Raw genomic sequence first — 25,737 nt, forward strand, 5'->3', positions numbered from 1 at the left:
CTGGCCAAGCTACGCCGCTACAAGCTGCTCATCGTTGACGAAGTCGGCTACATCCCCTTCGATCAGGACTCCGCCAACCTGTTCTTCCAGCTGGTCTCATCCCGCTACGAACACGCATCCCTGGTCCTTACCAGCAACCTCGCCTTCAGCAGGTGGGGCGAAGTCTTCAGCGACGCGACAGTGGCCTCAGCGATGATCGACCGGATCGTTCACCACGCCGAAGTCCTGAACCTCTCCGGAAGCAGCTACCGGCTCCGGAACAAGACAAGAAGCCAGCTTCAGGCACAATAGAACAGCAACCCGTGGCCCTGTTTTCAATCGGCAAAACTGGCCCCCTTTTCGGTTGGCGTTAACACTGCTGCCGAAGTGGCTCCGAGAGTTGTTCTTGGCCTGTTTCTGCAGCGTCTCGTTTTTCACCAGCTCCCGCCGCACGCCTTCCACGAAGTGGGCCACGGCGTCCAGTTCCTCTCCTTCGAAGGGCAGTTTGGCCTGCTGTATGACTTCCTTCCAGGTGACCAGGACAGGATCCTTGGCCTGGCCGGTTCCCGGATCAGTTAGGGACTTTAGTAGCTCACCTTCGCCGGAAAGCTGCAGTTGCGCCTCACCTTTATCCTTGAGCGCGTATTTGGCAAGCTCCTACAGCTCGTCACCGGAGATGATGAGGACCCTAGTTTAGCTACCGCGTCAATTGCCGGAGGAGCGACGTCTACTTACCTGTTTGGCGACGAGAGCGTGTGATCCAAGGGGTGCGGCCTCAGTGTCGGCGTGGTCCGGTGCTCTTCGGATCTAACGCTTCTTATTCTTCTTGGGCTTCAGGCGAACAGTGGAACGACGGGCCGAAGGCGGAACCGCCTTTGGCATACGTGCAGGAGCAACGAGTGTTGACTCTCTAAGACGCTGGTCCATGTAGTCGGACTTCACGTAGGGGTCGTTGAGGTATCGCACGGAAACGATTTGGTATTTGGTGTCAAAGAGTAGTTCAAGGCTTCGATCAGCCTGGAGCTGGTACTTCTTGAGTGTCCCGTATGCCGCCAGGCGCTCCATGCCTTGCTGCAACGGCCGGCGCTCCGGTTTAGAACCCATAAACAGCACAGGGTGGCCCCAGGGCCCCGGGAAATTTTGTATTGACCTGTGAAATTCTCCGTCATCGCGTGTCATGGTGACGAGCCTCTTTACATGGTTTCCGATGCCCTGCTGGGCGACTCCCGAAAGGCCGGCCAGGTCGGCACCAAATCGGAGCCATCCCGGCTTGTGTTCTGCCCGCAGAAAGTCCAGAAGCCCGCTGACAAATGCCGAGTGTTTTCGAAGGGGCTTCTCAGCTGGAATGCCGGTTTGTCCGGTGGAGTAATACATCCATGCGTCGAGGGGATCGGTCAGAGTGCTGATCCTTGTGGGTACGTTGCTTTCTGCGAACCGTCGGCGGTCGGCGGCCGTGGGAGGGGACGTCATGGGGTGCTGCTCGTGGATTTGGTCTGGGTCTGGCTCGATGTACATGTCGCCATTGATGTACCACATCACCAGGTCCAGTTCGTCGGCTGCCACGATGAGGCGGGAGCTGACAGGATCAGTCCGTCTCCTGAGATAGGTGAGAAAGTCGGCCGGGTGGTGAAAAAGAAGCTTGATGACTTCAAGATCGTGGAGGGAAACCAGCCAGGGAATCGATGTGTCTGTAATGAAGCCGGCCCGAACAAGAGCATCGGTGGCGATGGCCAGTGGCCCCCAATCGTCGAGGCACACGACTACTGAGTGAATTTCCCGCACATCTGCGAGGTCAAGCCACTTCCCATTGGGTTGCCAGAGGCCGCCGTTCTGCCGGATGAGTCCTTCCAGTCGGGATGCTTGTTCGGCAGCTTCGCCGATTGTTTTCCGAAGATCTGTTTCAACACGGCGAACGTTTCCTGTCCGGGCCTTGTCTGTGATTGAGCCTGCCTTTACTTCGACACAGACTGCAACGTCATCAATCACGAAGAGGGCGTCAGCCTCCGTGTCATGGGTATCAAGCTTAGGATCCTCGGATTCTTGTGACAGGTCTGCTGAGCTGGCTTTGTTGGGGGCGCGGTACTTCAGGGACGAGAACGTTGGCGAATCGACGCCCAAAAGGTTTGCAAGGGCAGAGGCAGCTGTGTCCTCTGCCCAGCCGTCACGGTGGCGCTTGTAACGCTCCCAGTCCTTGGCGGATTTCCCAGGCGCTGGCTTTAGGAGTGATTCCATCACTGGACGTACGTAATCGTGCGGGATCGGGTCCCCAAAGAGCATGAAGGTATCTTCGTCCCGAATCATTCCCTTTCCGGCCAGAAGGTTTTCCCCATCGACAAACTTTGCGCAGGCGTCGTATGCAGACGTGGAGATTTCAGCGATGCTGAATGCATTCAGAATGCTCCGGACCGACGACTCGTTGACTCCGGACTCCGCCGAGATATCAGAGGGCGTGAACGTCAATCCCCTCCCGGGTCCCTGGAGCAGCGTGTGAGCTATTTGCCGCCCTTCCGCAGTCACAGTTGGCGGCTGGGGCTTGCCGGCAGCCCACTCCTGCACAATCTGATCCATCCGTTCGATACGGGCTTCGTGCACGTTGCTACGAAACCGCTGAATCCCGTCCCACACCCTAAGGACGTCTTCGTGCGTGTACCCGATCCTCTCCCGTACGATTTTTTCGAGGTGAGGGGCGCCAAAGATCGAACTCACTACGCTGCGTGACATGGAAAGGTAGTTTCGCCCGCGTACCGTGACTCCATGGCCCCTGAGTATGCCCGTAAGCTCTGCCGCTTTACCCAGGTGAACGTCCTCGGAAGAGGCGAAAGCCATTAACTGCGCAACTTGAACAATCTGATATCCGGCTGCGTGGATTTTTTCGACTGACTCGTTGAATTGCCGAGGTGTCCTGAGTCCCTGATCAGGCTGCTGTCCTCCGTCGGGCGCTTGCGCAAGGCCTACTAGCGCGATCACTTCGACTATGACCGGGAGATTAGTGTTTTCACTTTCCCTGTACGTCCCCAGATCCGAGGGCGAGGTGATTTGCCGTATCGCTTCCAGGACATCCCAGAAATCCAGTCCCTGGAGCTCGTGCGTGATCACATCGACGCATGCGCGAATGATGCCGGGCACCTGCTGCCGTAATCCGTCCCAGGATTCTGCCGGTGAGAGACCAGCAGTTGCTTGTTCCACGTTCTGCATCAGTGCATCCAGTGCCCCGTCGCCGTCCACGACCAGACGACCTACCACTTCGCCGTTCCCTTTTCCCAAAGGATTCTCCCCCAACGCTTGTTGCTTCGCGCTGAAGAGCGGAAGCGCAACGGTGCCGTTCGGACGAATCCGTTAGGCGATGTACCGAAGACCACCTTCGGCTCTCCTCGAAGGCGATCGCTAAGCCCTGACAATGCTCTTCCGCCTCCGGACCGCCCGTTTAGCCGCTGAACATGGCCTCAAAGTGGTTCAATAAGTCACCAGTGGCCTTGGACATCAAGTATCTGCCGCACATGAGGCCATTCTGCCTGACGTTAGTACCATTCCAGCACGAACCATGGGAAGGGTTCGGATCGGATACCTTGAGATGCGAGGGGGTGTCGTCAATAATGGCAAAAAGCGCTGTGAAAAACGCACATACGGTATCAAAGAGCTATATCCGTGCATGGGCCGACGATAGGAACGTCGTCGATGTTATCGATCTTCAGGACGGTCGAGGCTATCCCTCCTCTTACCTAAGTGCCACAGTCGTACGCTACGGCTACGACTCTGAAATCCTTAGCTACGACCTCGAACACGAATATGGGCGTATTGAAGACCGCGGCATCCCGGCGATCGTTAGATTGCGCAAGGGATACACGTTGACGGCAGCCGAACGGAACGCGGTGGTCGCCTTCCTCGATATGCATCTGGATCGGGGGCGCTACGCGGATCAGGCCAAAACTCGCGTCCCCGCGGTTGTATTGAAAACCGGGGGTCGGATCGAACATGCCGAGATGACCCTCGGCGATAGGTTGGTCCTGTCACAGTCCTTGCAGGATGTCCTCAGATTGACCACCCTCGGGCTCGAACAATGGCCCTGGCAGGTGAGGGATATACCAGGTCTCGTAACAGGAGACGGTGCCGTGCTCCTGTGGGAGACAACCAAGGGCGCCGGCATCTGCACCGTATCCTTCCCCCTTTCCCCCACTCAATTACTCGTGATCGGTCAAAACCTCCCTGACGACGTTCGATTTAATCCTGTATTAAATCCACGGCTCGCGGAAAACAGCAGGCGTTGGATCGTCGGAGCCAGGGGAACTCTTAACTTCAAGCACGCTGCGGTCATTGCGACCGGACGAACTCAAGGATGATATTTGCCGGAGGTGTCCCCCTTCCCTGATTTCTCGCCCCGATCCACACGTAAACCAGAAAGGCAGTCTGCACTATGAGTTCCTCATATGTCCTCTACACGGGAACGGCTTCGACGGAGGAGGATGTACAGATAACAAGGATGCTGTCTGTTCTGGCACGAGGGGGTGTCAACTCCTACGCCACTGAACTGACACCGTTGCAGGCTGTAGAGGAGCTGGGACTGGGCAGCGCAGAAGCGGAAACGCTGACACAGCTTCTGGATGACCAGGGGATGCTAAACCCTCAGTTCGCCACTGCCGGTGGTTTCCAGGCTGACGAGGTGCTGTACCCCAGCTCCACCGGCAAAGAACTTCTGGCGACGTACAGGAGGGTGGGGGCCCGCGGTGCAGACGTACGAAGCTTGCGGTACCTTGCCGCCAACAAGGCAATTCTCCGCTGGCGAGACGACGACAAGAACCGGGCAGTCCTGCAGGAAATCTCCGGCACACCCTACGGGTACTTTTACGGTGACTCGTTCAAGGAAAGTGAGTTGACGGACGCATTCAACAACCTCGTGGAGCATGGTCTGCTCACGGCGATGGGGAGCTTCCAGGACAAGACATTGGGACTTGCCCTGACATCCAAGGGAAAGCAGTGTGTTATCCGTTATGACGCCGATTTTGAGGCGTTTGAGGCAGCGTCAAGGAGCACCGGTGTGAACAATACATACAACGTCGGCAGCGTCGGGAACTTTGTGGCCGGCGACAACCACGGCACCATGAACGCCTGGACTCAGGTGCAGAATCCACAGGATGCGGCGGCTTTGTTGGCAGCAGCCGTCCGTATCGCTTCTCTCAACGGTGACTTCGAGGGAGATGAGCGCAGCGAGGCCATGGCCAAGGAGTGCCACGACGACCTGCTTGAGGCAGCCAGCACCGATACGCCGCCGGAACAGCGGCAGCGGCTGGGGGAGAAAATCAGGTCGCTGGCGTCTTCGGCGGTGAACAAGGGAACAGAAACCGCCGCTTCGGTGCTGGCCACCCAGGGTGTTACAGCTCTCATCAGCGTTCTTACTGGCATCCCTGTCGGCTGACAGTAGGTCGAGCACAAAGGGATGACAACGACCACCACTCTCGGCTGAGTCCGCTTATTGAGTTGCCCTGTTTTATAGGTTCGAGGCCGTCTCGTCAAAGGTTCCTTTAACAGGACGCTTTTGGCGTATTTCGCTGCAATCGGGCAGCTGTGACTGTTGGCGGTAAATGGCGGTCCTTTTGTGGCGCTAAATGTCGCCCTGCTCGTCGGCAAGCGCTCTTGGCCGCCTGTAGAACGTCGCTCGGGACATACCGAGATCCCGGGCAACCTGCGCCGCGGGCTCGCCACCTTTGACCAGGCGAACAGCGCTTCTGATCTGGCTATCAGTGACCCGGCGGGGCCGCCCGCCAAGGTCCTCGCCAGCGTCTCTTCGCTTGATTATGGAATCGTTGACGCGTTCGCGCTTGATCTCGTGTTCCATCTGCGCAAGGGCAGCCACGAGCGTGAACAACATAGAGCCCATCGGTGTGGCTGTGTCGACGTCGCCTCCGCCCAGGTTCAGGACACGCAGGCCGGCACCCCGAGCGCGGAGTTCATCCGCAAAAGCGAGCATGTTCTGTGTGGGTCGACCGAGCCGGTCCAAGTCGTGATGACGAGCGTGTCACCCTCCATGAGCGCGGCAAGTGCTTGATCAAACTTCGGTCGTGACGCACGCGCTCCGGAGACGCCATGGTCAACATAGAGGTCATCGCGTCTAACGCCAGCGGCAAGTAGATCCGCTCGCTGCCGGTCCGTTGACTGCTGCCGCGTGGAGACTCGTGCATAGCCAATAAGTTTCGACATGACTGCCTCCAATGTGTCTCATAACTAATGATTCGTACGCCGATTCAAGCACAAGGTTTCGAGACATAGTTATGAGAGTCGCGGGACGCAGAGAAAGTCGCGTGATTTCATCGGAATCAGGATCCTGCGGGACAGTGCCAGTGAGACGTCTCGTATCTCTAGGGATGTGAGACGACCAGGAGTGTGGCGTTTAGGCGTTCGGCTGGTCTGGTCCTCCCGGCGACACGACACATAACTTCCGCGGCCTGGAGAGGATGCGCCCAGGGGCTTATTGATGCTGTAAGAACGACGTATGAATGAAAACGCGGGGACTTCTGTATTCGAGCTGGTGGACTTCGGGCGCTACGACGCTGAGGGTGACGATAGATTGCTCGAGTACTTTTTAGAAACAGGTACGACCAAGAAAGCTGCAACGGGAACACAACTCGTGATCGGCCGAAAAGGCTCCGGGAAAACGGCCCTGTTTCGGCATCTGTCAGCGACCTTGGACAGCCAAGTGGTGGAGCTAGATCTATCGGACTACGTCTTCCACGCGCACAAGAGTTTGCGGGAGGGAGGAAGCCCGGAAGCTCTCGCCTACACCACATCCTGGCGATTGATTATTGCCGTTGCAATGTTTGCCAGCGTGCAGACGAAGATCGGTTTTTGGAGGCGGCGCAAGGGTAAGAAGCTTCTGAAGAAGATCGGATTCGGCTCTGATGGCGGATCGTTCGGATCGATGGTGGAGTGGCTGAAGCGGGTGCGTCGTTTGGATCTTCCCGGTATCGATGGTGTGGCCACGATGGGCGGCCTTGAGATTGCTGACCGTCCTACCGACCTGATTGATGTGCAAACGGTGCAGTTGCTCGACGAGCTTGAAAAGCTGCTGGCGCAAGTTGCCGCCGAGAGGCCGATCACTGTCCTCGTTGACAGACTTGACGATGCTTGGGATGGTTCCGAGGAATCCCTCAGGCTCATCACCGGTGCCGTAAGAGCGTCGCGTCACTTCGCACGGTTATTCAAGCAATCCGGCCCCGCGCCCGTCGTGGTTTTTCTGCGAACAGATCTGTGGGAAAAGCTGAATTTCAATGACAAGAATAAAACTGGGCAAGTGACGATCTACTTGGACTGGCATAACGAGGAGTTGGCAGAGGTCGTTGAGCGCCGTATTCGCACGAGTACTCAGAAGGATGACCAAGGATGGCAGACCGTCTTTACAGACGAGGAGATGCGACAGCGGGCAGGGGCACAGACGTACATCCTCAAGAGGACACTTGGTCGTCCCAGAGATGTGATCGCGTTCGCGAGCTTCGCGCACGAGGTTGCGCTACAAAACGGGAACTTGCGCATCGAGAAGGCTGACATCTACTCCGCGGAGATGCGCTATAGCAAACATGCCCTTGATGAGCTGCGTGACGAGATTGCAGACCATGTCTCGTCGTTTGCTACGGTCATCAATGCGTTGAAACAACTTGGGCGCCGGTCATTCACCGTTGATGAATGGACCGCTGCAGCAGCTGGAGCCGGTATGACGGCGCCAGATGCGAAGGTAGCGCTCGATCAGCTGTTCGAGGCCTCAGCGGTAGGTGTTCTACGCGCGGGAGGGTCATCGGGTGGATCCGGAACTCGATATAAATACCAGGATCGATTTCTGCAGTCGACGACCGATGCGACCCTCCAAGTCCATCTGGCATTTGTTCGCGAGCTGAGCCTAACCGATCGTTAGGGCATTAACGCTGGCATAGGACGTGCTCTTCTGGGAAATTCTTAGAGCTGGATGATCGGCTGGGCCCGCCCCTGAATCACTTCTTGCTCACATAGATGTGCCGGTCAGGATGCCTCCGCAGCGAAGTGCTTCGATCTGCCGGTCGGGGTGCTGTTTCGCGGTTGAGGCGCGAGCTTCTGACTATGTCAACCTTTTTGGCCCCGGCATGACCTGTTGAGCGACCTAACCAGGACAGTTTTGCGGGCGGGGTATACGCGAATCTCGGATCCCAGCATCTGTGTGGGATTTTCGCGGCGGGGGAGCGGGTCGAAGGTGTCGTGGTGGGGGACCGGCTAAAGCCCCCGAAGACAGTCTCTGGTGTTCGGCGAGGGTGGGGTTGCCACTGAGGGATGGCAGCCCCACCACGGGTGATTGCAAGTAGCTGATTACCTGCGGCGAGCCGAGCTGCTTGAGGCCCTCGACGCCAAACTCCAGGCCGTAACCGGACTGCTTGGCACCGCCAAACGGGACGCGCGGGTCGATGGCGCCGTGCTTGTTGATCCAGACCGTGCCGGCCTCGATCCGGGCCGCGACCTCGCGGGCCTTGGCCGGATCGGAGGACCAAACCGAGGCGCCCAGGCCCACCTTCAGCGCGTTGGCCATCTGCACGGCCTCATCCACCGTGGAGTACTTGATGATCGGCAGCGCCGGACCGAACTGCTCCTCAGCCACCAGCGGATTGTCGTTATCGATGTCCGCAACCAACGTGGCCGGGTAGAAGTAGCCGGCCTGGCCCTCCTCCGGGTTGCCGCCGGTGAGCACGCGGGCCCCGGAATCCTAGGCCGCCTGCACCAGCTTGGCGACGATGTCGTACTGGGCCTTGTTCTGCAGCGGACCCAGAACGTTATTCTCGTCCAGCCCCACGCCCATCGGCATCTGCTCGGCCACCTCGGTGAGCGCGGCGCAGACGTCGTCGTAAATGTCCTCGTGCACGTAGAGGCGCTTCAGCGCTGCACAGGTCTGCCCGGTGTTGATGAACGCGCCCCAGAACAGGTCCTGGGCGGCCGCCTTGGGGTCCGTGTCCGGCAGCACGATGCCGGCGTCGTTGCCGCCCAATTCCAGGGTCAGGCGCTTCACCGTGTCCGCGGAGGAACGAATGATCGCCTTGCCGGTGGCGGTCGAGCCGGTGAACATCACCTTGTCGATGCCCTGGTGCGCGGCCAGCGCCTCGCCCACCTCGCGGCCACCCGGGACTACGTGCAGCACGTCGGCCGGCAGCACGGTGTTGAGCACCTCGGCCAGCGCCAGCACGGACAGCGGGGTGTACTCGGAGGGCTTCATCACCACGGTATTGCCCATCCGCAGTGCCGGCGCGAGCTGCCAGACGCTGATCATCATCGGCCAGTGCCACGCTCCGATTCAGAAAGTGACAGTGGATTCACTACCCGCCACGCGGAGGTCGGATATCGGCAGCGGAAAGGTGAACCCCTCGGCGCACCACGGACAGGATTTCTCAGCCCAAGCCCCTTTGTCATGCCCTGCCTCATACTCGGCAGTAGGAACAGGTAGGAAACTCCCCTGGTATTCGGCTGATTTGAACTGGTACGCGCACGTATTCAGGGGCCGGAAGTAGACGATTTCCGTTGTTGCCCGTAAGCCCTCTTAGCAGGTTGCGCTAGTTCGGCCCGTGGCGGCACGTGGCGTGTTTCGTCCGGAGGTTCTGGCTGCTGCTACGTATTGGGCGTAGGCGGAGGCCGGGTCAGGGAGTGGCGTCCGATCGTAGCCGGGGAGTAGCCGAGCGCATCGGCAATGATGGCCACGGGTGCGAGTTTGGTGAGTTCGTGGAGAGTTCCGAGCCGTGCCGCCCGCGTGCTATATTCTGCGGAATGGCGCGGTCAGGTGACCTGGGTCGATGTGTCGCCCTGGCGAAGTTCCGCGGAATGCTCAATTGGTGCTCGGGCGTGAGGCGGCGAGATCCATCTCAATACGGTCGTTGGCAAAGGCTCATCTGACCTGTGGAAACACCGAAGTGGCCGTGGAACGGGAGTTCCTGCAGCTGCTTCAACTCTCGTACTTTGAAGGCCGATAATCTGCCTGACGTCAAGTACACTCCTTGATGTTCGCATTGATGCGAATAGTTATCTGATCCACGGAGGTTAAATACATCCGCCGTGGCACGGTGCTGGGCGGCAAAGCGTGCATGACCGGCCGGCGCATACTATCCGTCGGCCGATCGGTCTTGGCGCCACTGCGAAGCTCGGAAAAGTGGTGCCTCACGACGTCACGACAACGGGGCTCATGCCCCCGTTCCTCCATCTTGTCAGCAATGGTCACATCATCGTCAGCCTAGAACTTCATCCGTTGCAGTAATCGCCGCTTCCTTGTCGAGGCGCCGCTTGAGTCGGACGATTCCCACGAGACGCCACCCCGCGAGGAACTGTATACAGGCCACGGCTATCAGCCCCATATGAACGGGCGACCAATCGGAGCCTGCTGCCAGCCCCGCCAAGAGCGGAACGGCGGTGGCGCCCGCATACCCCAGACTTTGTACACGGCCCGAGAGCGATACCCCTTGGCCTGTCAGTCGGCCTAAGTCCCCGATGATCGTCAAGACGACGGGGAAGATCGCGGTTCCTGTGCCGAGCAGAACCGCCGCCGTAACGGCGCCTGCAAGGCCCGTGTCGGGCACAAGGAGGACCGTGCAGCCCGCGACCGTGGCGCACGACAAGGTCGCAATCACGCGAATTCGCCCCCGACGGACGAAGAATGTTGGGGCGATGAGCCCGGCGGGCAGCCCGACCACCAGCAGAAGGGCAAAAACGTACCCTGCCACATCGGCGCTAATTCCCCGGCTCAACATCATTGTGGGGAACCAGCCCATGATGGTAAAAGCCAAGGCTGCCTGGGCGGCAAAAAGGACCACCAACAGCGCGGTGAATCCGGTCTTCAGTGAGTGCTGATTCGCGTGTGACGGAGACTGTTTCCCTGCTTCCCGCCTGGATTTCGACCGTCCGAGCAAGGGCAACCAAAGCAGGGCCGCCAGCACGGGAAACACCACCCAGACTGTCAGGGATGCGTTCCAGCTCCCCAACTGCAACGCGAGCGGGGCGGTGGCAGCAGCTGCAATAGTGGTGCTCACTGTCATCACGCCGGTATAGGCCCCAGTGGTCGGTCCGATTCGGTCCGGTAGGTAACTCGCAGTGAGCGCGGGCAGGAGCACATTGATCATTGCAGTGGCGCATAGGGCCAGCAGCGTGCAGGAGACTAGTTGGGCCAACGATCCCCACGGCCTAAGGGCCAGCCCCACCGCGCACACCACGATTGCCGCGGTGATGGCACCAACTGTGCCGAGTCGCCGCACGACGAGCGGCGCAAGGAAACCAGTCATGGCAAAGATTGGCATAGGCGAGGAGACCAACAGAGACAGGACCAAGGGCGAGTCGAAATCCATCCGGACCTGGTCCAACACCGCCGCGAGGGAAGTGATCACCGGCCTCATCGCGGCCGCCGACATAAAAATGGCGGCCAAGGGCAGTAGTTTGGCCATGCGGCCCGAACTTGCCGGGCAGGCCCACTGCGAATTATCCACTTTCCACTCTCTTACGGTCTGTCAGTGTTACGGTTTGGCCGGCTTACAAGGACTGCGCACTTCCGTGAGTGTGCCGACCCCCTGCGGCAGCAGAAGGACGCGGTGCTGGTGCGAACATAATCCCCGTCTGCTGTTGAAGACACCGAAGTACTGACATGGCCGCAGTTCGGCTTCGACATACAACCGCCTCGAGCACATGCTGCTCGCTCTTATCGACGTTCCGCTGGCAGCTATCCGGCGGGGTCCTGCAGATCGTCGTTTGTTGGAATTAGGCCGGAGCCGTCGCCCCGCAACCGTGATTTGCTTATTCAGGGTCTATGAGGGGAAGGCCTCGGGTCCAGAAGCTCCGGCATCGGCAGAGATGCCAGGCTCGCACGCGTCTTCTTAGGGATCATTGAAGTCTCTACGCGGCTCAAGAAAGCGCGGAAGTGAACTGAGCGGGCGATTCCCTTCGATTTGTTGGCCCGGAGACGGTGTGGAGGCGACGGCGCGACACCCACTCACCAGAGCGCATTACGTCGCGTCCGACCGGGGGATTAGCCACGGCCTCAGCGGCCGAGCCGGCATCAACGACGAGTAGGTCGGCCGGCTCGCCAACCTTCGGACCGCACGTCGGGAGGCCCAGCGCGCAAGCGCCATTACTCGTCGCCAGATCAAGCGCGAGCCCAAGGTCCTCGTCGCGGAGGAAGCCGGACCGGCACGCGATATTCCGCGCCACATCGAGCACGTCACCGCTGCCGAATGGCCACCAAGCGTCGCGCACGTTGTCGCTGCCCGCGAAGACGATAACACCCTGCTCGGCGAGCTGCTTGACGGGCGGCATTAGTCCGGCGGGGCCGTTCGACATTATCGCAATCCGCAGCTCAGCCAAGGCGTTGAAGATCTCCTCTTGCTCGCGGGCACCGAGTGCACCAAGACCAAATGCGTGGCTCAGAACGACCCGGCCTTCCATGCCGAGTGCACGCGTACGCGTGATGATGCCGCGGTACTCGCGCACGGCATCATCGCCGACTGCGTGCAAATGGATGTCGATCATTGCACCGCGACGATCTGCCAACCCGAAGACCGCGTCGAGGTGCCCGTCCACGTCGCCGTCAATGCCAATCGGGTCAATTCCGCCGATGACCTCCGCGCCGAGCCGGATCGCCTCCTCAAGCAGCTCGTAGCTGCCTGGGTCCCGCACGATCCCGCTTTGCGGGAAGGCCACGAGTTGAATATCGAGCAGGCCGCGAAGGTCTTCGCGCAGCTTCAGCATCCGCTCAAGGCCCGAGAGGCCGAGAGCCGCGTCCACATCGACATGAGTGCGCAGGGCTCCGGTGCCGAACTCGATCATCCGCTCTGCGAGCAGCCGCTCCCGATCGCCCGCACTCTCGACAAGATCGGCGCGGAGCCGCTTCTCGATTTTAATGCGCTCAATCACAGATGAGCCTGGCACGTGCGGCTGCCATTCTGTGCCAAGGAAGGTCTTGTCGAGGTGTGCGTGCCCATTGACGAGCAACGGGAGGACGAGTCGTCCGTCGAGGTCGACCTCTCCGTCGGCCATCGGCGCTGTACTGGCGGAACGCAAGGCCACGATGCGCCCTTCGGTAATCTCAACATCGATCGGATCGCCCTCGCGGTTGCGGCCGTTCCGCAGAATGGTCCATGCCATGAAAACTCCAAACTTCGTCGTTGGCATACAGAATGCCACAGATACGCCACAATGTCATCCAAATAACGGGACTCTAATGAAGTTTGGTATTCCATCGAGCGATGATTTTCCAAGGGCACCACTATTAGCTCTTTTGGAGACCAATCCCCGAAGCACCATAGGGTAGCGCGCGCGGTGAGCAAGGACTGCGGCGCCTTAATCGGCGCGAAGGGAGTACAGCAACGCATCCGTGGACCGCGGTAATCGCAGTCGTCCAAGGAGAGTGCGAGACTACGCCAGCGAACGGTGCGAGCAACAGCGGCACCACCAGGATGGAAGCAAAACGCACAAGGTCGAGCTCAGGCCCTGCCACCGCATGCCAAACAAAGCATCGTCCCTAGAGGGGTCACCCTGACGGGGATCGGCCCATGCCTCGACCTAATCGCGCGCGATTGGTAACGCACGTAGTAATAGGAACGAGCGGCTATGCGGGGCAGTTGAAGGTACGCCGCGCCGAAGGCATAGGGTCAGGTGCGATGCGGCAAGACGAGGAATCGCGTTAGGCTGCGCCCACCCCCAGCTTTCGTGCAACGATGGGCATCGTTTCGTGTCGGCTATGCTCGACGTGGGCGAGTGCGAGCGCGGCAGCTCGCTCGACCTCGCCGTTGACGATAGCCGAGCACATGTCGCGGTGTTCGTGGTGCAGGTGCCGTTCGTCGCGCTCGGTGACGATGTGGAAGAGCCTCTGCACCCGACCCCGTACGGGTATCATGAGCGTCTGCAGCAGGCGATTGCCCGACAGCACAACGATCTCGTCGTGTATCGCGGCCGTAGCCTCGGCGATTTCATCGCCAGCCCCGCGGGCGATCGCCGCCTCCGCATCGTCGAGCCGCTGGACCAGGCTCTCCCCTGATCCGCCCGCCGCGCACTGCTCGGCGGCAAGTCTGGCTGCGAGCACTTCCAACGAGCGCCGCACCGCAAAAAGCTCGACGACGTCCTCAAGTTCCATCGGTGCCACGACGACACCACGGCGATGCAAGCTCTTGATGTACCCTTCAGATTCGAGCCGCGGGAACGCCTCCCGCACGGGGATCCGCGACACCTGCAGCTCTTCGGCCACCTCGCGCTCTCTGATGCGACTGCCGGTGGGCAGCGTGCCGTCAATGATCCGGTCTCGGACCCACTCGTAGACGAACTCATCGAGTGCCACTTCTGGCGCGCCACCGGCCACGACGTTTTCGACGCGTTCCCGATCGAGTGTTGGCATGATTTCCTCTCAGACTTCCGGCGGCTGCTGCAGCTTGTCCTGGCAGAAGTGCGCCGGTTAACGACATCCTAGTTCCGGGCGATCATCGCGCACCCGCTAATCTCCGGGTGGGGGAGCGCAGAACCCGCGACAAAAGGGTGAGACACGTGGATTTCTGATCTCCCATCTAGTCGTTCACCTGCAGCTTACGGGCGAGCGTGTTGAGTTCTTCTGCACCATTTGCCCCAATCAGCACGCTACCGCCGAGGCACATTCCTGAGAGCCCATCGTTCGCGCAGGACTGTAGGGCGAACGTCATTCCCTCCTGCACCTCGAAATCGTCCTCCGCCGGCGTGTGCTCTGGTACCGGCAGGCTCTGCAATTCGGGCTGCGTTTCGGGCCCCACGACCATGGGACTGTTGATGAAGACAGGACCGACGGTCTGCACGAGCGGCCCGCGAATCCACAACCCTGCGTCGAGCACCACCTCCTGCATGGCGGTGTAGACCTCTGAGAAAAGCGCGCCGGGTTTCAGCATGGCGGCGCCAACCTCGTTCGCAAGCTGCGCGGTTGCGGCCCGGCGCAGGGTCTCGGCATCGGGCTCGCCGATGAAGACATGCATCTGCTGCTGAGTCTCGTAACCGCCGTAGCAGGCGAAGAGCTCTGAGCCAATCAGATCCCCGCGGCGCAACCGACGCGGTTCCTCGCCCGAGTACCCCCACTCAGGCGGGCCGATCAGCCACTTGCTGCCGCTGCGCAGCAGCATCCCGGGCGGTACCTCATGGCCGCCCTGACTTGTAATCGCGTAGGTCGCAGCGGCTCCCACCTCTGATTCAAGGGCCCCCTCTTTCGCAGCCTCGAGGAAGGCGAGCGAGGCGTCTTCACCCAGCTGGGCCGCGCGGCGGACCAGTCGGATCTCCTCGGGACTCTTCACTAACATCATCTTCTCAAAGTCACGTGCGACGTCCATCCAGGTCACCTCGGGCAGCTCGGCCTGGATCGCGTTCCAGAGATTGACGTTTAGTGTGATGTTGCCGCCGGAGTAGCTCGTGAGACCGATGATTCCGACTCGGCCTTGGTCGGCACGGGTAGAGCGCAGTGCCTCGCCGATCCTTTTCGGCAGCGGTCCGTGTCGCAGGTCCTCTATCCACCGTTCTGTGTCCTTGCCCGCTTCGTCGAACCGCAGCAGCGGCATCACGTTGAAGCGGCAGATGAGCGTCGGGTCTCCTTCGCGCGGGAACACGACCGCACCGGCGATCGCCTCTTTCGCGAGGTAGCGGTCGAGTTTGTCGCGGCCCCCGCCAACAAGCACCAGCGCGTCCAGACCATGCTTGTCCAGCAACTCGCGCACCTTCTCATACCGTCGATCGCGTTCCGCCAGGGACAGTGTTGGGAAGCGCTCGTCGAACGACTGTTGGGCCTCGCTCATGGTCTTGTTCATGTTTTCTCTTTCTGATCACTGGGCATTGTCATGCGCTCCGGCGCATGGGAAAGTGGCAGGCGACGAACGCGTCGCCCGTGGGGGAGAGCTCGGGCACCTCAACAGCGCAACGTTCTTGCGCCATGGGGCAGCGCGTTCTGAAGCGGCATCCGGTAGGCGGGGCGCTCGGCGAGGGAAGCTCCCCCTTGAGTACGACGCGCTCACGGTCGCGTGCCTGACCGGGCACCGCGTCGAGCAGTGCCTGAGTGTAGGGGTGCGCCGGTTGCTGAAGCACTTCCGTCACCGGGCCGACCTCGCACAGCGTCCCGAGATAGAGCACCGCAACTCGGTCGCACATGTGGCGCACAACCGAGAGGTCGTGCGAGATGAAGACAATCGTGAGACCGAGATCCCTCCGCAGTTCCTCGAACAGGTTAATGATCTGCGCCTGCACGGAGACGTCCAGTGCCGATACGGGTTCGTCGCAGACCAAGAGCTTGGGTGATGTGGCGATGGCCCGCGCAATGGCGATACGCTGCACTTGGCCTCCCGAGAGCTCGCGCGGGAACTTGCTGGCGTAGGTATGGGGATCGAGTCCCACTCGCTCTATGAGTTTGCGAGCTCGACGGCGGGCTTCGGTGCGACTCACACCGGCATTGCGCATTGGTTCGCAGATAGAATCGATGACGCGCCAGCGTCCGTCGAGGCAGGAGTGCGGGTCCTGGAAGATCAACTGCACGTTCTGTCTCGCCTCGCGCAGCTTCGTACCTCTCAGGGAGCTGATCCTCTCGCCATCGATGTCGACGGTCCCGGCGGTGGGTGGATCGAGCATGAGCATCGAGCGGATCAGCGTTGACTTCCCGCTGCCGGTCTCGCCGACGATCCCGAGCACTTCACCCGGCTGCACATCAAAGGTCACACCCGCGACCGCTTGGATGGGCGCGCCTGCCGGTCCAGGGAAAAACTTCTTCAGATCCCGCACGGAGAGCAGCGGTCGCTGCTCGCTCAAGGTCGCGGTCATGCCTTTTCTCCTTCTTCGGATGCGCCGGCCTGGCCGGTGGGCCCGGGCTGATCGGTCTTCCCAGTAACGAAGCACCTCCACTGCTGTCGCGTTCCGTTGTTACCGGGGCGCGAGGTTACATCGGGAATTGCTAAGTCGCAGCGGGCCTCGGCGAGGGGGCAGCGCGGCGCGAAGGCGCAGCCGGCGGACCGCTGTGAGGGATGCGGCGGGCGTCCTGGGATGGTCGGCAGCAGCGAGCGCGGCGTTACGTCGAACGACGGTACTGCGGCAATGAGGGCACGTGTGTACGGCATCATCGGTGAGCGGACCACGTCGCCGATGCGGCCGGTCTCAGCGATCCGCCCCGAGTACATGACGATCACCTCGTGCGCGCGCTCTTCTGCAACGCGGATGTCGTGCGTAACGAGGACGATCGACATTCCGTTCTCGGCCTGTAGCGTATCGAGCAGGTCGAGGATCTGCGCCTGCGTCGTTACGTCGAGGGCGGTCGTGGGTTCGTCGGCGATGAGCACGCGCGGGTTCGAGGCCAAGGCGATGGCGATCACCACCCGTTGGCGCATGCCGCCAGAGAGCTGGTGCGGGTACTCGAAGAGGCGCCGCTCGGGATCGGGTATCCTCACTTGTTCGAGGAGCTCGAGCACCCGGGCCCGCTCGCCCGCGCGGCCGAGCTTGGGATCGTACAGGCGGACGGCCTCGGCGATCTGGGCGCCCACACGCATGGTTGGATTGAGTGAGCGCAGCGGGTTCTGGAACACCATGCTCAGCTCGCGCCCACGGACGCTCCGCCACTGGCGCGGATTGAAGCGGGAGACATCCCGCCCGTTCACGAGGATCTCCCCGCCGAGCACCTCGACTCCTGCGGGGAGCAGACCCATCAGCGCTCGGGCCGAAACCGATTTTCCGGCTCCCGATTCTCCAACGAGAGCCACGGTCCTGCCCGAAGGCACCGTGAAGCTGACCCCGTCGACCAGGCGAGCCGTCGCCGTGCCGACGACCAGATTTCGGACCTCGACCACCGTTTCGACGGCGGGGGCGGCCGTGGTTGATTGCGTGTGCGTTTCGGCGATCATCGCGCATCCCATCGTTCGCGCACGGCTTCGCCGAGCAGGTTCAAGCAGATGACAGTGGTGAGAAGGAAGGCACCAGGAATGAGTACGATCCATGGTGCTGTAGCCAGATACTGCTGGCCTAGCGCCATCATGCTGCCCCAACTGGGGGCCGGGGGCGGCGCACCGAGACCTAGGTAGCTGAGGCTTGCCTGGACGATGATCGCGACACCCACCTGAAGGATCGCGAAGGTGAGCATCGGCGAAGCGATGTTCGGCACGACGTGACGGAACAGGATGAAGAGGTCGCTGCTGCCGTTAAGCCGCGCCGCTGCGATGTAGTCCTCGTGGCGCACGTTTAAGGTCGCGGCTCGGGCCATACGAGCACTGGCAGGAGCCAGGAAGAACGTCACCGCCAGGATCTCATTGAAGCGGCTTGGACCGAGGAAAGCAGCGACAGTCAGGGCCAGCACTAGCGCCGGGATGCTGAGGAAGACATCGAGCACCCGCATGGTGATGGCATCGAACGCGCCGTGGAAGAAACCCGCCGCGGCACCGAAGAGGCCTCCGACGATGAGGCCCAGAACGGTTGCGCCTATTCCGACGATAAAGGAGGCCTGGCCGCCGACGAGCACCCGCGCGAGGATGTCCATGCCGAGAGCGTCGCTGCCGAGAGCGTGGCCCGGAGAGCCGGGTGGCTTTCGTGCCTCGGAGAGGGTGCCTTGCATGGGATCTGCCAACCATCCGGTGAGCGGCACGAGGAAGCAGAGCACGAGTAGCAGGAGAAGGATCGTCGCGGGCAGCGCGATCGTGATCGGCGCCCCCTGCCATTTTCTGCGGCGCAGCTTCTGGAGATGGATGCTAACTGTTGGAACGCTCATGCCGCACTCTCGGGTCGAGGACACCATACAAGATGTCGATGAGTAGGTTCACTATGACGACGGTCGTAGCGATGATCACGACGACTCCGAGGACGACCGGCGCATCTCTGGAGCCGATGCTCTGCACGAGGTAGCGGCCCAGTCCAGGAATACCGAAGACGTTCTCGATGACGACCGAGCCGCCGACGAGGATCCCTACCGTGAGGCCGATATTTGTGAGCAGCGGGAACAAGGAGTTCCGGAGTACATGGCGCAGCCGGATCGTCCGCTCGCTCACCCCTTTGGCCCGAGCCGTCACCACGTAATCGCTGCGGAGCATCTGCTCCATCATGTCGCCGCGCAGCAAGCGTGTATACATGGCTAAGGGGCCTGCAGCGAGTGCCAGCGTGGGCAGGATCGCGCGTCTCAGGTTGTCGATCGGGTCATCAGCGAAACTCGTCCAGCCGCTGCTCGGCAACAGGCTCCAGCTAACAGCGACGGCTAACACCAGCAGGAGTCCGAGAAGGAAGTTCGGGGTCGCGAGCAGGACGAACATCGAGGTCGAGATCGTACGGTCGATCACCCCGCGCGGCTTACTAAGCGACACGACCGACAGCAGCACCGAACCGAAAATCGCGACCACGAGCGCCATGAACGTCAGCTGGGCAGTGGCAGGGATCCGCTGCAGGATTGCCTCGCTTACCGGCTGGCCGCTAGTGAAGGACTTGCCGAGATCCCCAGTGAGAGCTCCCCCCATCCACTCGAAGTAGCGCACGATCACGGGACGGTCCAGCCCGAGCTGGGCGCTGAGCTCGGAGACCGCCTCTTCAGTAGCTTGGTCGCCGAGCATTACTGCCGCCACGCTCCCCGGGAGCGCGTTGACCAGAAAGTAGACCAGGAGGGTCACTCCGAACAGTACGAGCACACCGCTCGCCAGTCGGGCGAGGATCATTCTCCGCATCTACACCACCTCGCCTTCACGACATTCCCGGGAAAGCTGACGGTCATTCATTTCTTGAACGCCACTTCGCCCATGTAAGGGGCATCCGCCGGAGGCATAGAGAAGCCGACGAGATCGCTGGAGAGGATCTTGTACAGAGGTACCTCCGCCAGATAGGCCGTGGGCGAGAGCTTGGCCACACGTTCGGCAGCCTTGGCATAAATCGCGGCGCGGGCGTCGTTACCCGGCGTAGTGCGGGCCTCCATGAGCAACGAGTGGAGCTCGGCGTCGTCGATGCCGCTGGGGTTCGCCCCGCTCGGATCGAACCAGGGGCGGAAGAGCACGTCGGGATCGGCGGATCCCATTACCGCGAATTGGACTAGCTCGAACTTACCCCCGAATGTATCGGAAATGCGTGTGGCCTGGTCTGGCGTCGAGACTTCCATCTTGATGCCCGCTCGGGCCAGCTGCGACTGGATCGCTGCCCCGAGCTCCGCGCCCTCGCTCGTGTTGGCGAAGAGGCCGGTGAAGGAGAGGCCGCCGATCTCGTCGACGAGCTTTTTGGCTGCCTCGACATCTGGCTTCGGGTACGACTCGACCCATCCGGGGAAGGCCCAGCTGCCGGAGCCGATCGGTGAGGATGCCGGAGCGCCGATACCGTAAAAGAGGTTGTCGATCAGATCCTGCTGGTCGATTGCCAAGGTAATCGCCTGCCGGGCGCGAATATCGTCGAACGGTGCTTTCTTCGTGTTCATGTAGAGTTGGCTGACCGTTACCGGGGGCTGGAAGACACCGGTGAAGTCGCTGTCGCCGGCGATGGCGTCAACCTGCATAGGACCCGCGTTGTCGAGCATCTGTGCCTCGCCCGAGCGGAGCGCCTGCAGCCCGGAAGCGGCAGAGTCCATCTGCTTGAACGTGATCTCGTCGAGCTTCGGCTGACCATCCACCCAGTAGTCCTCGTTTTTGGTCGCGTGGGCCGACTGACCGACGATGTGTGCCGTATCGTCGAACACGAATGGGCCTGTGCCAACCGGGTGAAGCCCGTAGTCCTCGCCGTACTTCTCGATGGCTGATGGCGAGGCCATGAGCCCAACGACCGATGAGGCAAGAGCAGAGGTTAGCGATTCCACCGGATCATCGAGAAGGATCTTAACCGTCAAGTCGTCAACCACCTCGGTCGACATGGCCCCCCGGGGCAGGTTCCCGCCCTCGCCCGAACGTTTCTCTGTATCGGTCTGCCGGTCGAGGTTAATCTTCACCGCTTCGGCGTTGAAATCGGTGCCGTCGTGGAACTTGACTCCATCCTGCAGTTCGAAGGTCCACTCGAGGCCGTCATCACTGCTGCTCGCCTCCTTGACTAGCCATGGAACGACCTCTCCCTTCTCATCGAGTTTGAAGAGCGGATCGTAGATTGAGAACAACATCACGCGGTAAGTCGAGACAGCCGAGGCTGCGGGGTCCAGCCCCTCCCACCCGCGGGCACTAGTGACAACAGTCAGGTGCCCTCCATCAGCTGCGACAGCACCGTCGCCACCTGCACTGGACGATGGAGAACCGGAGCACGCGGACAGCACGAGAGCGGACGCCGCTAATGCGGCGAGCCCGGCTGTGCGCACAACCCTCATCTTCGATTTCGTCATAACGTAGTTCCTCTCGGAGAAGCCGGCGTTGTGCCGGGCGAGGTTCGAACGCCGCGGATCGACCAGGGGGTGCGACCCGACGCGCAGGGGCGGAGACCGGCATCCATAGAAAGATCACAAACGCCGGTGAACGGAAAATGCGTGCTGCTGAACAGTTGAATCTGGGTGGTCGCCTCGTTGTGATCCACCACTAAGTCTCTCGTGTTTGGTATATCAAAACTGGTTATTTTGATGATGTCAAGGCAAAATGTTTGATTTTTTGGAATTCTTGTATTCCAATTGGTCTGACAACTGAAACCACTCGATGATCACAACAGTGGTCCTCTACTCGTCGGAGACTCCCTTGATAGCAACAAAATGGATGGTGGTGCTGCGTTCGTCCGCCACCACCGATCGCGCAGATCTAATCGATCTCGCACTTTCGCTACTTGACGTCGATGAGATCACTCGACTCGTCCTTGACGAGCGCGTCGGCTACCCACAACTGGAGGTTGCCGACTCGCCCGATATCACCGGTCTGATTCACGCCTACGTCCCCGAGGGGACAGGTATGCCGGCGGAAGTGCTCGATCAGCTGACCGCTGGGGGAGCCGATGCCTATCTCATGACCGAATCGATCACGAATTTTGCCGGCGAGGCCCACACGGGGGGAGAGGGTGAGAACGACGGGCTCTGGCGCTTAGGCTTCCTTCGCCGCCGGCAGGATGTGTCCCGCGAGAGGTTTATCGAAGTCTGGCGCAAAGAGCACTCTCAGATGGTCGGGGTCCACCACCCCGGCACCTATCAGCTGCGCCAAGCCGCGGTGAGCGAGGACCTCACGCCCGATGCCGTGCAGTTTGATGGCATTTTCCAAGCCTACTATCCTACGCTGCTCGACTTTCGTAACCGCCGCTTCGCGAGCGACGCCAGTATCCCGCTGGTCATGGCAGACCTTGATAGATTCGTCGACCAGTCGCTAACCGAACTGCTCTTCTGTCATCGCACGACCCTGCGCGGAGCAACTCCCGCCTGAAATGGGCGTCCCCCGGCTGAGGGTGTTGGGAACTGCGTCAATTGCAATTGAAATAGAACATGTGCCGAGGGTACTGGAGAGGAGCAAGCGCTCGGCATGAAACCGGCCAGCTGCTCACGTAAGTTCAACTTATCCAGGCCATGGAACCATGTTTTTTCCGGTGCTCACAGACAAGTAGGGCCCGAACACAGGTCTGACGTTTAGCACCTAACCCGCGTCAAGAATCTTGCGGTGAACTCCGATGGCATACGCGAATCGGGGCTGGGAACAGTGTCGCGTGGCCTGATCAACCGAAATTAGGAAAGCCCCTGTTCTTCGATTGATTCAACTGGCATGCGCGGGTATTCATGAGCCGGGAGTAGGCGATTTCCGTCGTTGCCGTAAGCCCTCTTAGCTGGTTGCGCTTTCGAAAGTTCGGCCTGTGGCGGCACGTGGCGTGTTTCGCCGGGAGGTTCTTGCTGCTGCGATGTATTGGGCGTAAGCGGCGGCCGAGTCAGTGGCGTGGCGCTCGATCGTAGCCGGGGAGTAGCCGAGCGCATCGGCAATGATGGCCACGGGCGCGAGTTTGGTAAGTTCGTGGAGAGTTCCGAGCCGTGCCGCCCGGGTGCTGAATATTCTGCGCAATCGCACTGTCAGGTGACCTGGGTTGATGTGTCGTCCTGGCGATGTTCCGCGGAATACCCAGTTGGTGCTCGGGTGTGAGGCGGTGAGGTCGTGGCCGGGATTCTCGGCGAGTTCCCGCCACGGCAGGTCCAGCGGATCCGGCAATGCGATCTGGATTGTCCCGAACCGGACGGTGACCAGGTCTTCGGTGATGGTCACGTCGTGCCAGGTTAGCCGAGCGATGTTTTCAGCTTGCTGTCCGAAGACGAGGATGAGGATCGCGGCGGCCCTGTCCCGTGCGTCGAGTCCGTCCAGTTGAAGCACCTTGTTCAGCGCTTCGTCCTGTCCTGTCTTGTCTTGTCGAGTTTGGGACTGGTTCCGCGGCGGTGCGGGAGGATGGCGAGACCTGCCGGAGCGGCCTTGATTTTGATGGCCCATTTGAGGAAGCGCTCGGCGATGCGCCGCGTCGTTGGCCCTTCTGCTTGCCAGACATCCAGGTGGGATTGTTGCAGTTCGGGCAGTTTGATGCCCTGGCCGGTGAGCCAGTTGAGCAGGTCGATGGCCACGGTGACCTCCTGTTTGGCACGCAGGAAGGTTCCGCGGCTGACTTCATCCATGTGGTTCATCCGTCGTTGGTGGTGCCAGCGGATGTAGCGGCGGATCACTTCACGGTTCTGCAGGTCACTCACGCGTTCGAGGGCTTGTGCGGCCCAACTGTCGTAGCGCATCCGGAGCTCGTCCCGTCGGGGGAGCACCCCGTGCTCGATGAGGAGTCCTCGGACGTATTCGCGGGTGCGTGACTCGGGCAGTCCGTCGAAAGTTTCGTGCGTGATCGCGGGTGCGGTCGCGAGGCTTCGAAGGAACGCTGTGACGTGCTTTTGCCGGATCCAGGTCAGGCCGCTGTTGGCCCGTTTCATCGACTTCAACGCCGCCGCCAGAGGGATCAAATCGTTGGAGACGGATCCCGTGGCCGGGTCGGTCAGCAGGTTATCCACGGCATGGCCGAGGACGCAGGTCCAGCAGCGGCCGCCGCTGTGAAGTTCGTCCTCGGCTCCGCAGGACCGGCAGTCGACGTTGAGGCGGATGCCCGAGCATCGACGGCACGCGGGTTGGGCGTCGATGAGGCCGGGCAGGACGCCTTCGTGTCCGCAGGCGCAGACGCCGCGGGTGCGTTTGGCTTGCTGGTAGCAGTAGCCGCAGACTCCGCCGTCGGGCCACCGTGCAACGGTTTGGTGGTGCTGGCCGCAACGATTACAGGGGACCGGCCAGCGGATCGGGTCCTCCGGCTTGCGGGGCCTACTCACCGTCTTCGGGGGTGACGAGGCGGATGCGTTTGGCGATCGGGTTACCGGGTTGGATGCCCAGGTCTTCGCTGCGCTGCGGTGCGTCGGCTGTCGCGGCGGCGCGCAGCTCGACGAAGGGTTCGAACAGGTCGTTGGGGGTGCAGTCCAGGATGTCGCAAAGGGCCGCGAACGTCCTGGCCGGAATGCGTTCCGGCGTGGCCGTGACCAGCCGGTAAACCTGGCTCTCGGACAGGTTGATGCCGCGGGATTTCAGCAGCGGCATCAGTTCGGTGGTCTTCCAGAGGTTTCGCTTGGCCATGAGGGCACGCAAATTCCAGCGGTAGCCGATCCGGCGCTGTTCAGGCATCTGGGTCCTCCAAGGTGGTGATGCGGCGTGCGATCATCTGTTGCACGGTTTTCTGCTTGAAGTCCGACGATACCGACGTGTAGAGGCCGGTGGTCGAGGCGTACGAGTGGCCGACCTGCGTCTGCACGAATGCCGGGTCGTAGCCGGCTTCGATCAGGTGGGTCACGTAGGAGTGTCTGAGGCAGTGCAGCCCCAGTTCCTTGGGCAATCCAACGGCGTCGCGTGCTGCTGCGAAGGCATCGCCGAAGCTGCCAAGTGACATCCGGGCGCCCCGTTCGCTTGGCCAGAGCGCCGATGACCGGTCAGCTGTTGGGAACCGCGCCCGCATCCCGCCGGTCCAGGTACGCAGCTGATCCACGACCCAGTCGAACTCCGGCACGGTCAGAACAGTCCGCCGCCTGGGTCCTGAACCTGCCGTGCCTTTGGCAAACCGCACCTGGACGGCACCAAAGCGGCCATAGTCAGTGACGTGGGGATTGGGGCCGAAGTCCTCCAGATCCAGCATCGTCATCTCCCGCCGGCGAAGACCATAGGCATAACAGACTTTGAACGCCACCGAATCACGGAACAGCGGCAGCCAGCGCTTACTGCCGGCCGCGTACTCACGGTCGACGAGATCGTCGATGTGATCGAAAAGCCGTTGCAGCTCAACCTTGGTGAATGCCCGCCGCTGCGCCGGCACGGCGTCATCGGTCGTGTGCCTGGGCGTGTTCCATTCAAAGCAGATCTGGCTCGGGATATCGCCAAAAGTGCGTTCGCAGAACTCGCCCCACCCATAGCCAGGATGCGTCAGGTAGGAGCAGAACATCGCCACGGCATTGCTGTACGAGCGCAGCGTCTTGAGGCTGATCGGCTTCTCACCGGAACGCAGTCCGGCCAGGAACTCATCTATGTCCACCGGACGCCATTGCCACGGAAACTCACCGGTGAATTCCTGGAACCGCGCCAGCAGCTGGCAGCGCTGCTTGATGGTCTGCGTCGTGAGCCCACGGGCCAGCATCTGCGCCCGCCAGCCATCCAGCATGGCCGTGAAAACACGCTCGTCGGCCCTGAAAAGCCCGACAGTCGGATCCACCAGCATCCGCGGGACGAAACCCGGAACGGCACCACTCACTGCAACCCCTAAACCATGGAATCATGCATTAGATGCAGGAAACCTACAGCGGCAAGGGATCCAGGAGCAAATTCACACCGAGCACCCCAATGCTGTCATTGCAGTAAAGAC

The 25,737-nt window shown here is 61.0% G+C and carries 19 protein-coding genes and 2 pseudogenes; 5 read left to right on the forward strand and 16 right to left on the reverse strand.

Annotated elements, in window-relative coordinates:
- Window positions 1-291 (forward strand): ATP-binding protein (locus tag E4J89_RS17085; RefSeq protein WP_169304045.1); only part of this gene is annotated, 291 nt, incomplete at its 5' end.
- 495 nt (window positions 292-786) lie between these two features.
- On the opposite strand, the gene E4J89_RS17095 is transcribed toward E4J89_RS17085, so the two are convergent.
- Complete coding sequence (locus E4J89_RS17095; RefSeq protein ID WP_136787426.1) at window positions 787-3,243, reverse strand: hypothetical protein; 2,457 nt, start codon at window positions 3,241-3,243, stop codon at window positions 787-789.
- Between the two features lie 173 nt (window positions 3,244-3,416).
- Here E4J89_RS17095 and E4J89_RS17100 point away from each other — a divergent pair, with 173 nt between their 5' ends.
- Both E4J89_RS17100 and E4J89_RS17105 read left to right on the forward strand, forming a co-directional pair.
- Window positions 3,417-4,316: a DUF4238 domain-containing protein gene (locus E4J89_RS17100; protein WP_136787427.1), complete on the forward strand. Its 900-nt coding sequence runs from the start codon at window positions 3,417-3,419 to the stop codon at window positions 4,314-4,316.
- A 74-nt stretch (window positions 4,317-4,390) separates the two neighbouring features.
- Window positions 4,391-5,389 (forward strand): hypothetical protein, encoded by a 999-nt coding sequence (locus E4J89_RS17105; protein WP_136787428.1) that lies wholly within the window; start codon window positions 4,391-4,393, stop codon window positions 5,387-5,389.
- A 186-nt stretch (window positions 5,390-5,575) separates the two neighbouring features.
- Here E4J89_RS17105 and E4J89_RS17110 read toward each other — a convergent pair.
- Window positions 5,576-6,171 (reverse strand): annotated as a pseudogene (locus tag E4J89_RS17110) (recombinase family protein).
- Between the two features lie 292 nt (window positions 6,172-6,463).
- Here E4J89_RS17110 and E4J89_RS17115 point away from each other — a divergent pair.
- On the forward strand, window positions 6,464-7,876 hold the full coding sequence (locus tag E4J89_RS17115) for an AAA family ATPase (protein WP_136787429.1): 1,413 nt from the start codon (window positions 6,464-6,466) through the stop codon (window positions 7,874-7,876).
- A 420-nt stretch (window positions 7,877-8,296) separates the two neighbouring features.
- Here the strand turns inward: E4J89_RS17115 and E4J89_RS17120 are convergent.
- The 10 genes and pseudogenes from E4J89_RS17120 to E4J89_RS17170 form a co-directional block, all read right to left on the reverse strand.
- A pseudogene (locus tag E4J89_RS17120) lies at window positions 8,297-9,274 on the reverse strand (aldehyde dehydrogenase family protein); the annotation flags it as partial.
- A 922-nt stretch (window positions 9,275-10,196) separates the two neighbouring features.
- Window positions 10,197-11,402, reverse strand: coding sequence for an MFS transporter (locus E4J89_RS17130; RefSeq protein ID WP_136787430.1), 1,206 nt, complete (start codon window positions 11,400-11,402; stop codon window positions 10,197-10,199).
- A 454-nt stretch (window positions 11,403-11,856) separates the two neighbouring features.
- Window positions 11,857-13,095, reverse strand: coding sequence for an amidohydrolase (locus E4J89_RS17135; protein ID WP_169304046.1), 1,239 nt, complete (start codon window positions 13,093-13,095; stop codon window positions 11,857-11,859).
- 538 nt (window positions 13,096-13,633) lie between these two features.
- Entirely contained in the window at window positions 13,634-14,341 is a 708-nt protein-coding gene (locus E4J89_RS17140) for a GntR family transcriptional regulator (protein ID WP_136787432.1), read from the reverse strand.
- 166 nt (window positions 14,342-14,507) lie between these two features.
- Window positions 14,508-15,761 carry a M24 family metallopeptidase gene (locus E4J89_RS17145; RefSeq protein ID WP_136787433.1) on the reverse strand — a complete coding sequence of 418 codons (1,254 nt, stop codon included), beginning with the start codon at window positions 15,759-15,761 and terminating at the stop codon, window positions 14,508-14,510.
- 28 nt (window positions 15,762-15,789) lie between these two features.
- A complete protein-coding gene (locus E4J89_RS17150; protein WP_136787434.1) occupies window positions 15,790-16,761 on the reverse strand; it encodes an oligopeptide/dipeptide ABC transporter ATP-binding protein in 972 nt (323 codons plus the stop codon).
- Window positions 16,758-17,831: an ABC transporter ATP-binding protein gene (locus E4J89_RS17155; protein ID WP_136787435.1), complete on the reverse strand. Its 1,074-nt coding sequence runs from the start codon at window positions 17,829-17,831 to the stop codon at window positions 16,758-16,760. Before E4J89_RS17155 ends, E4J89_RS17150 begins: the two co-directional genes overlap by 4 nt.
- Window positions 17,828-18,688 (reverse strand): ABC transporter permease, encoded by an 861-nt coding sequence (locus E4J89_RS17160; protein ID WP_169304047.1) that lies wholly within the window; start codon window positions 18,686-18,688, stop codon window positions 17,828-17,830. The genes E4J89_RS17155 and E4J89_RS17160 overlap by 4 nt, the downstream gene beginning before the upstream one ends.
- Window positions 18,669-19,628, reverse strand: a complete 960-nt coding sequence (locus E4J89_RS17165) for an ABC transporter permease (RefSeq protein WP_136787437.1) — start codon at window positions 19,626-19,628, stop codon at window positions 18,669-18,671. The genes E4J89_RS17160 and E4J89_RS17165 overlap by 20 nt, the downstream gene beginning before the upstream one ends.
- A gap of 47 nt (window positions 19,629-19,675) precedes the next feature.
- On the reverse strand, window positions 19,676-21,031 hold the full coding sequence (locus E4J89_RS17170; protein ID WP_240691965.1) for an ABC transporter substrate-binding protein: 1,356 nt from the start codon (window positions 21,029-21,031) through the stop codon (window positions 19,676-19,678).
- Between the two features lie 520 nt (window positions 21,032-21,551).
- Between E4J89_RS17170 and E4J89_RS17175 the strand changes: the two genes are divergently transcribed.
- The gene (locus tag E4J89_RS17175) at window positions 21,552-22,259 is read left to right on the forward strand and encodes an EthD domain-containing protein (RefSeq protein WP_136787439.1); all 708 of its coding nucleotides are present in this window, start codon (window positions 21,552-21,554) and stop codon (window positions 22,257-22,259) included.
- A 390-nt stretch (window positions 22,260-22,649) separates the two neighbouring features.
- Here the strand turns inward: E4J89_RS17175 and E4J89_RS19820 are convergent, their stop codons facing one another.
- The 4 genes from E4J89_RS19820 to E4J89_RS17190 are packed head-to-tail and all read right to left on the reverse strand — an operon-like array spanning window position 22,650 to window position 25,626.
- Window positions 22,650-23,186 (reverse strand): hypothetical protein, encoded by a 537-nt coding sequence (locus tag E4J89_RS19820; protein ID WP_240691958.1) that lies wholly within the window; start codon window positions 23,184-23,186, stop codon window positions 22,650-22,652.
- Between the two features lie 5 nt (window positions 23,187-23,191).
- Window positions 23,192-24,166 carry a hypothetical protein gene (locus E4J89_RS17180; protein WP_240691959.1) on the reverse strand — a complete coding sequence of 325 codons (975 nt, stop codon included), beginning with the start codon at window positions 24,164-24,166 and terminating at the stop codon, window positions 23,192-23,194.
- Window positions 24,159-24,512, reverse strand: coding sequence for a helix-turn-helix transcriptional regulator (locus tag E4J89_RS17185; protein WP_136787440.1), 354 nt, complete (start codon window positions 24,510-24,512; stop codon window positions 24,159-24,161). The genes E4J89_RS17180 and E4J89_RS17185 overlap by 8 nt, the downstream gene beginning before the upstream one ends.
- Window positions 24,505-25,626 carry a tyrosine-type recombinase/integrase gene (locus E4J89_RS17190; RefSeq protein ID WP_240691960.1) on the reverse strand — a complete coding sequence of 374 codons (1,122 nt, stop codon included), beginning with the start codon at window positions 25,624-25,626 and terminating at the stop codon, window positions 24,505-24,507. The genes E4J89_RS17185 and E4J89_RS17190 overlap by 8 nt, the downstream gene beginning before the upstream one ends.
- Window positions 25,627-25,737: the final 111 nt, after the last annotated feature.

Origin of the sequence: Arthrobacter sp. CAU 1506, from assembly GCF_005047635.1 — a bacterium.
Classification (GTDB): Bacteria; Actinomycetota; Actinomycetes; order Actinomycetales; family Micrococcaceae; genus Crystallibacter.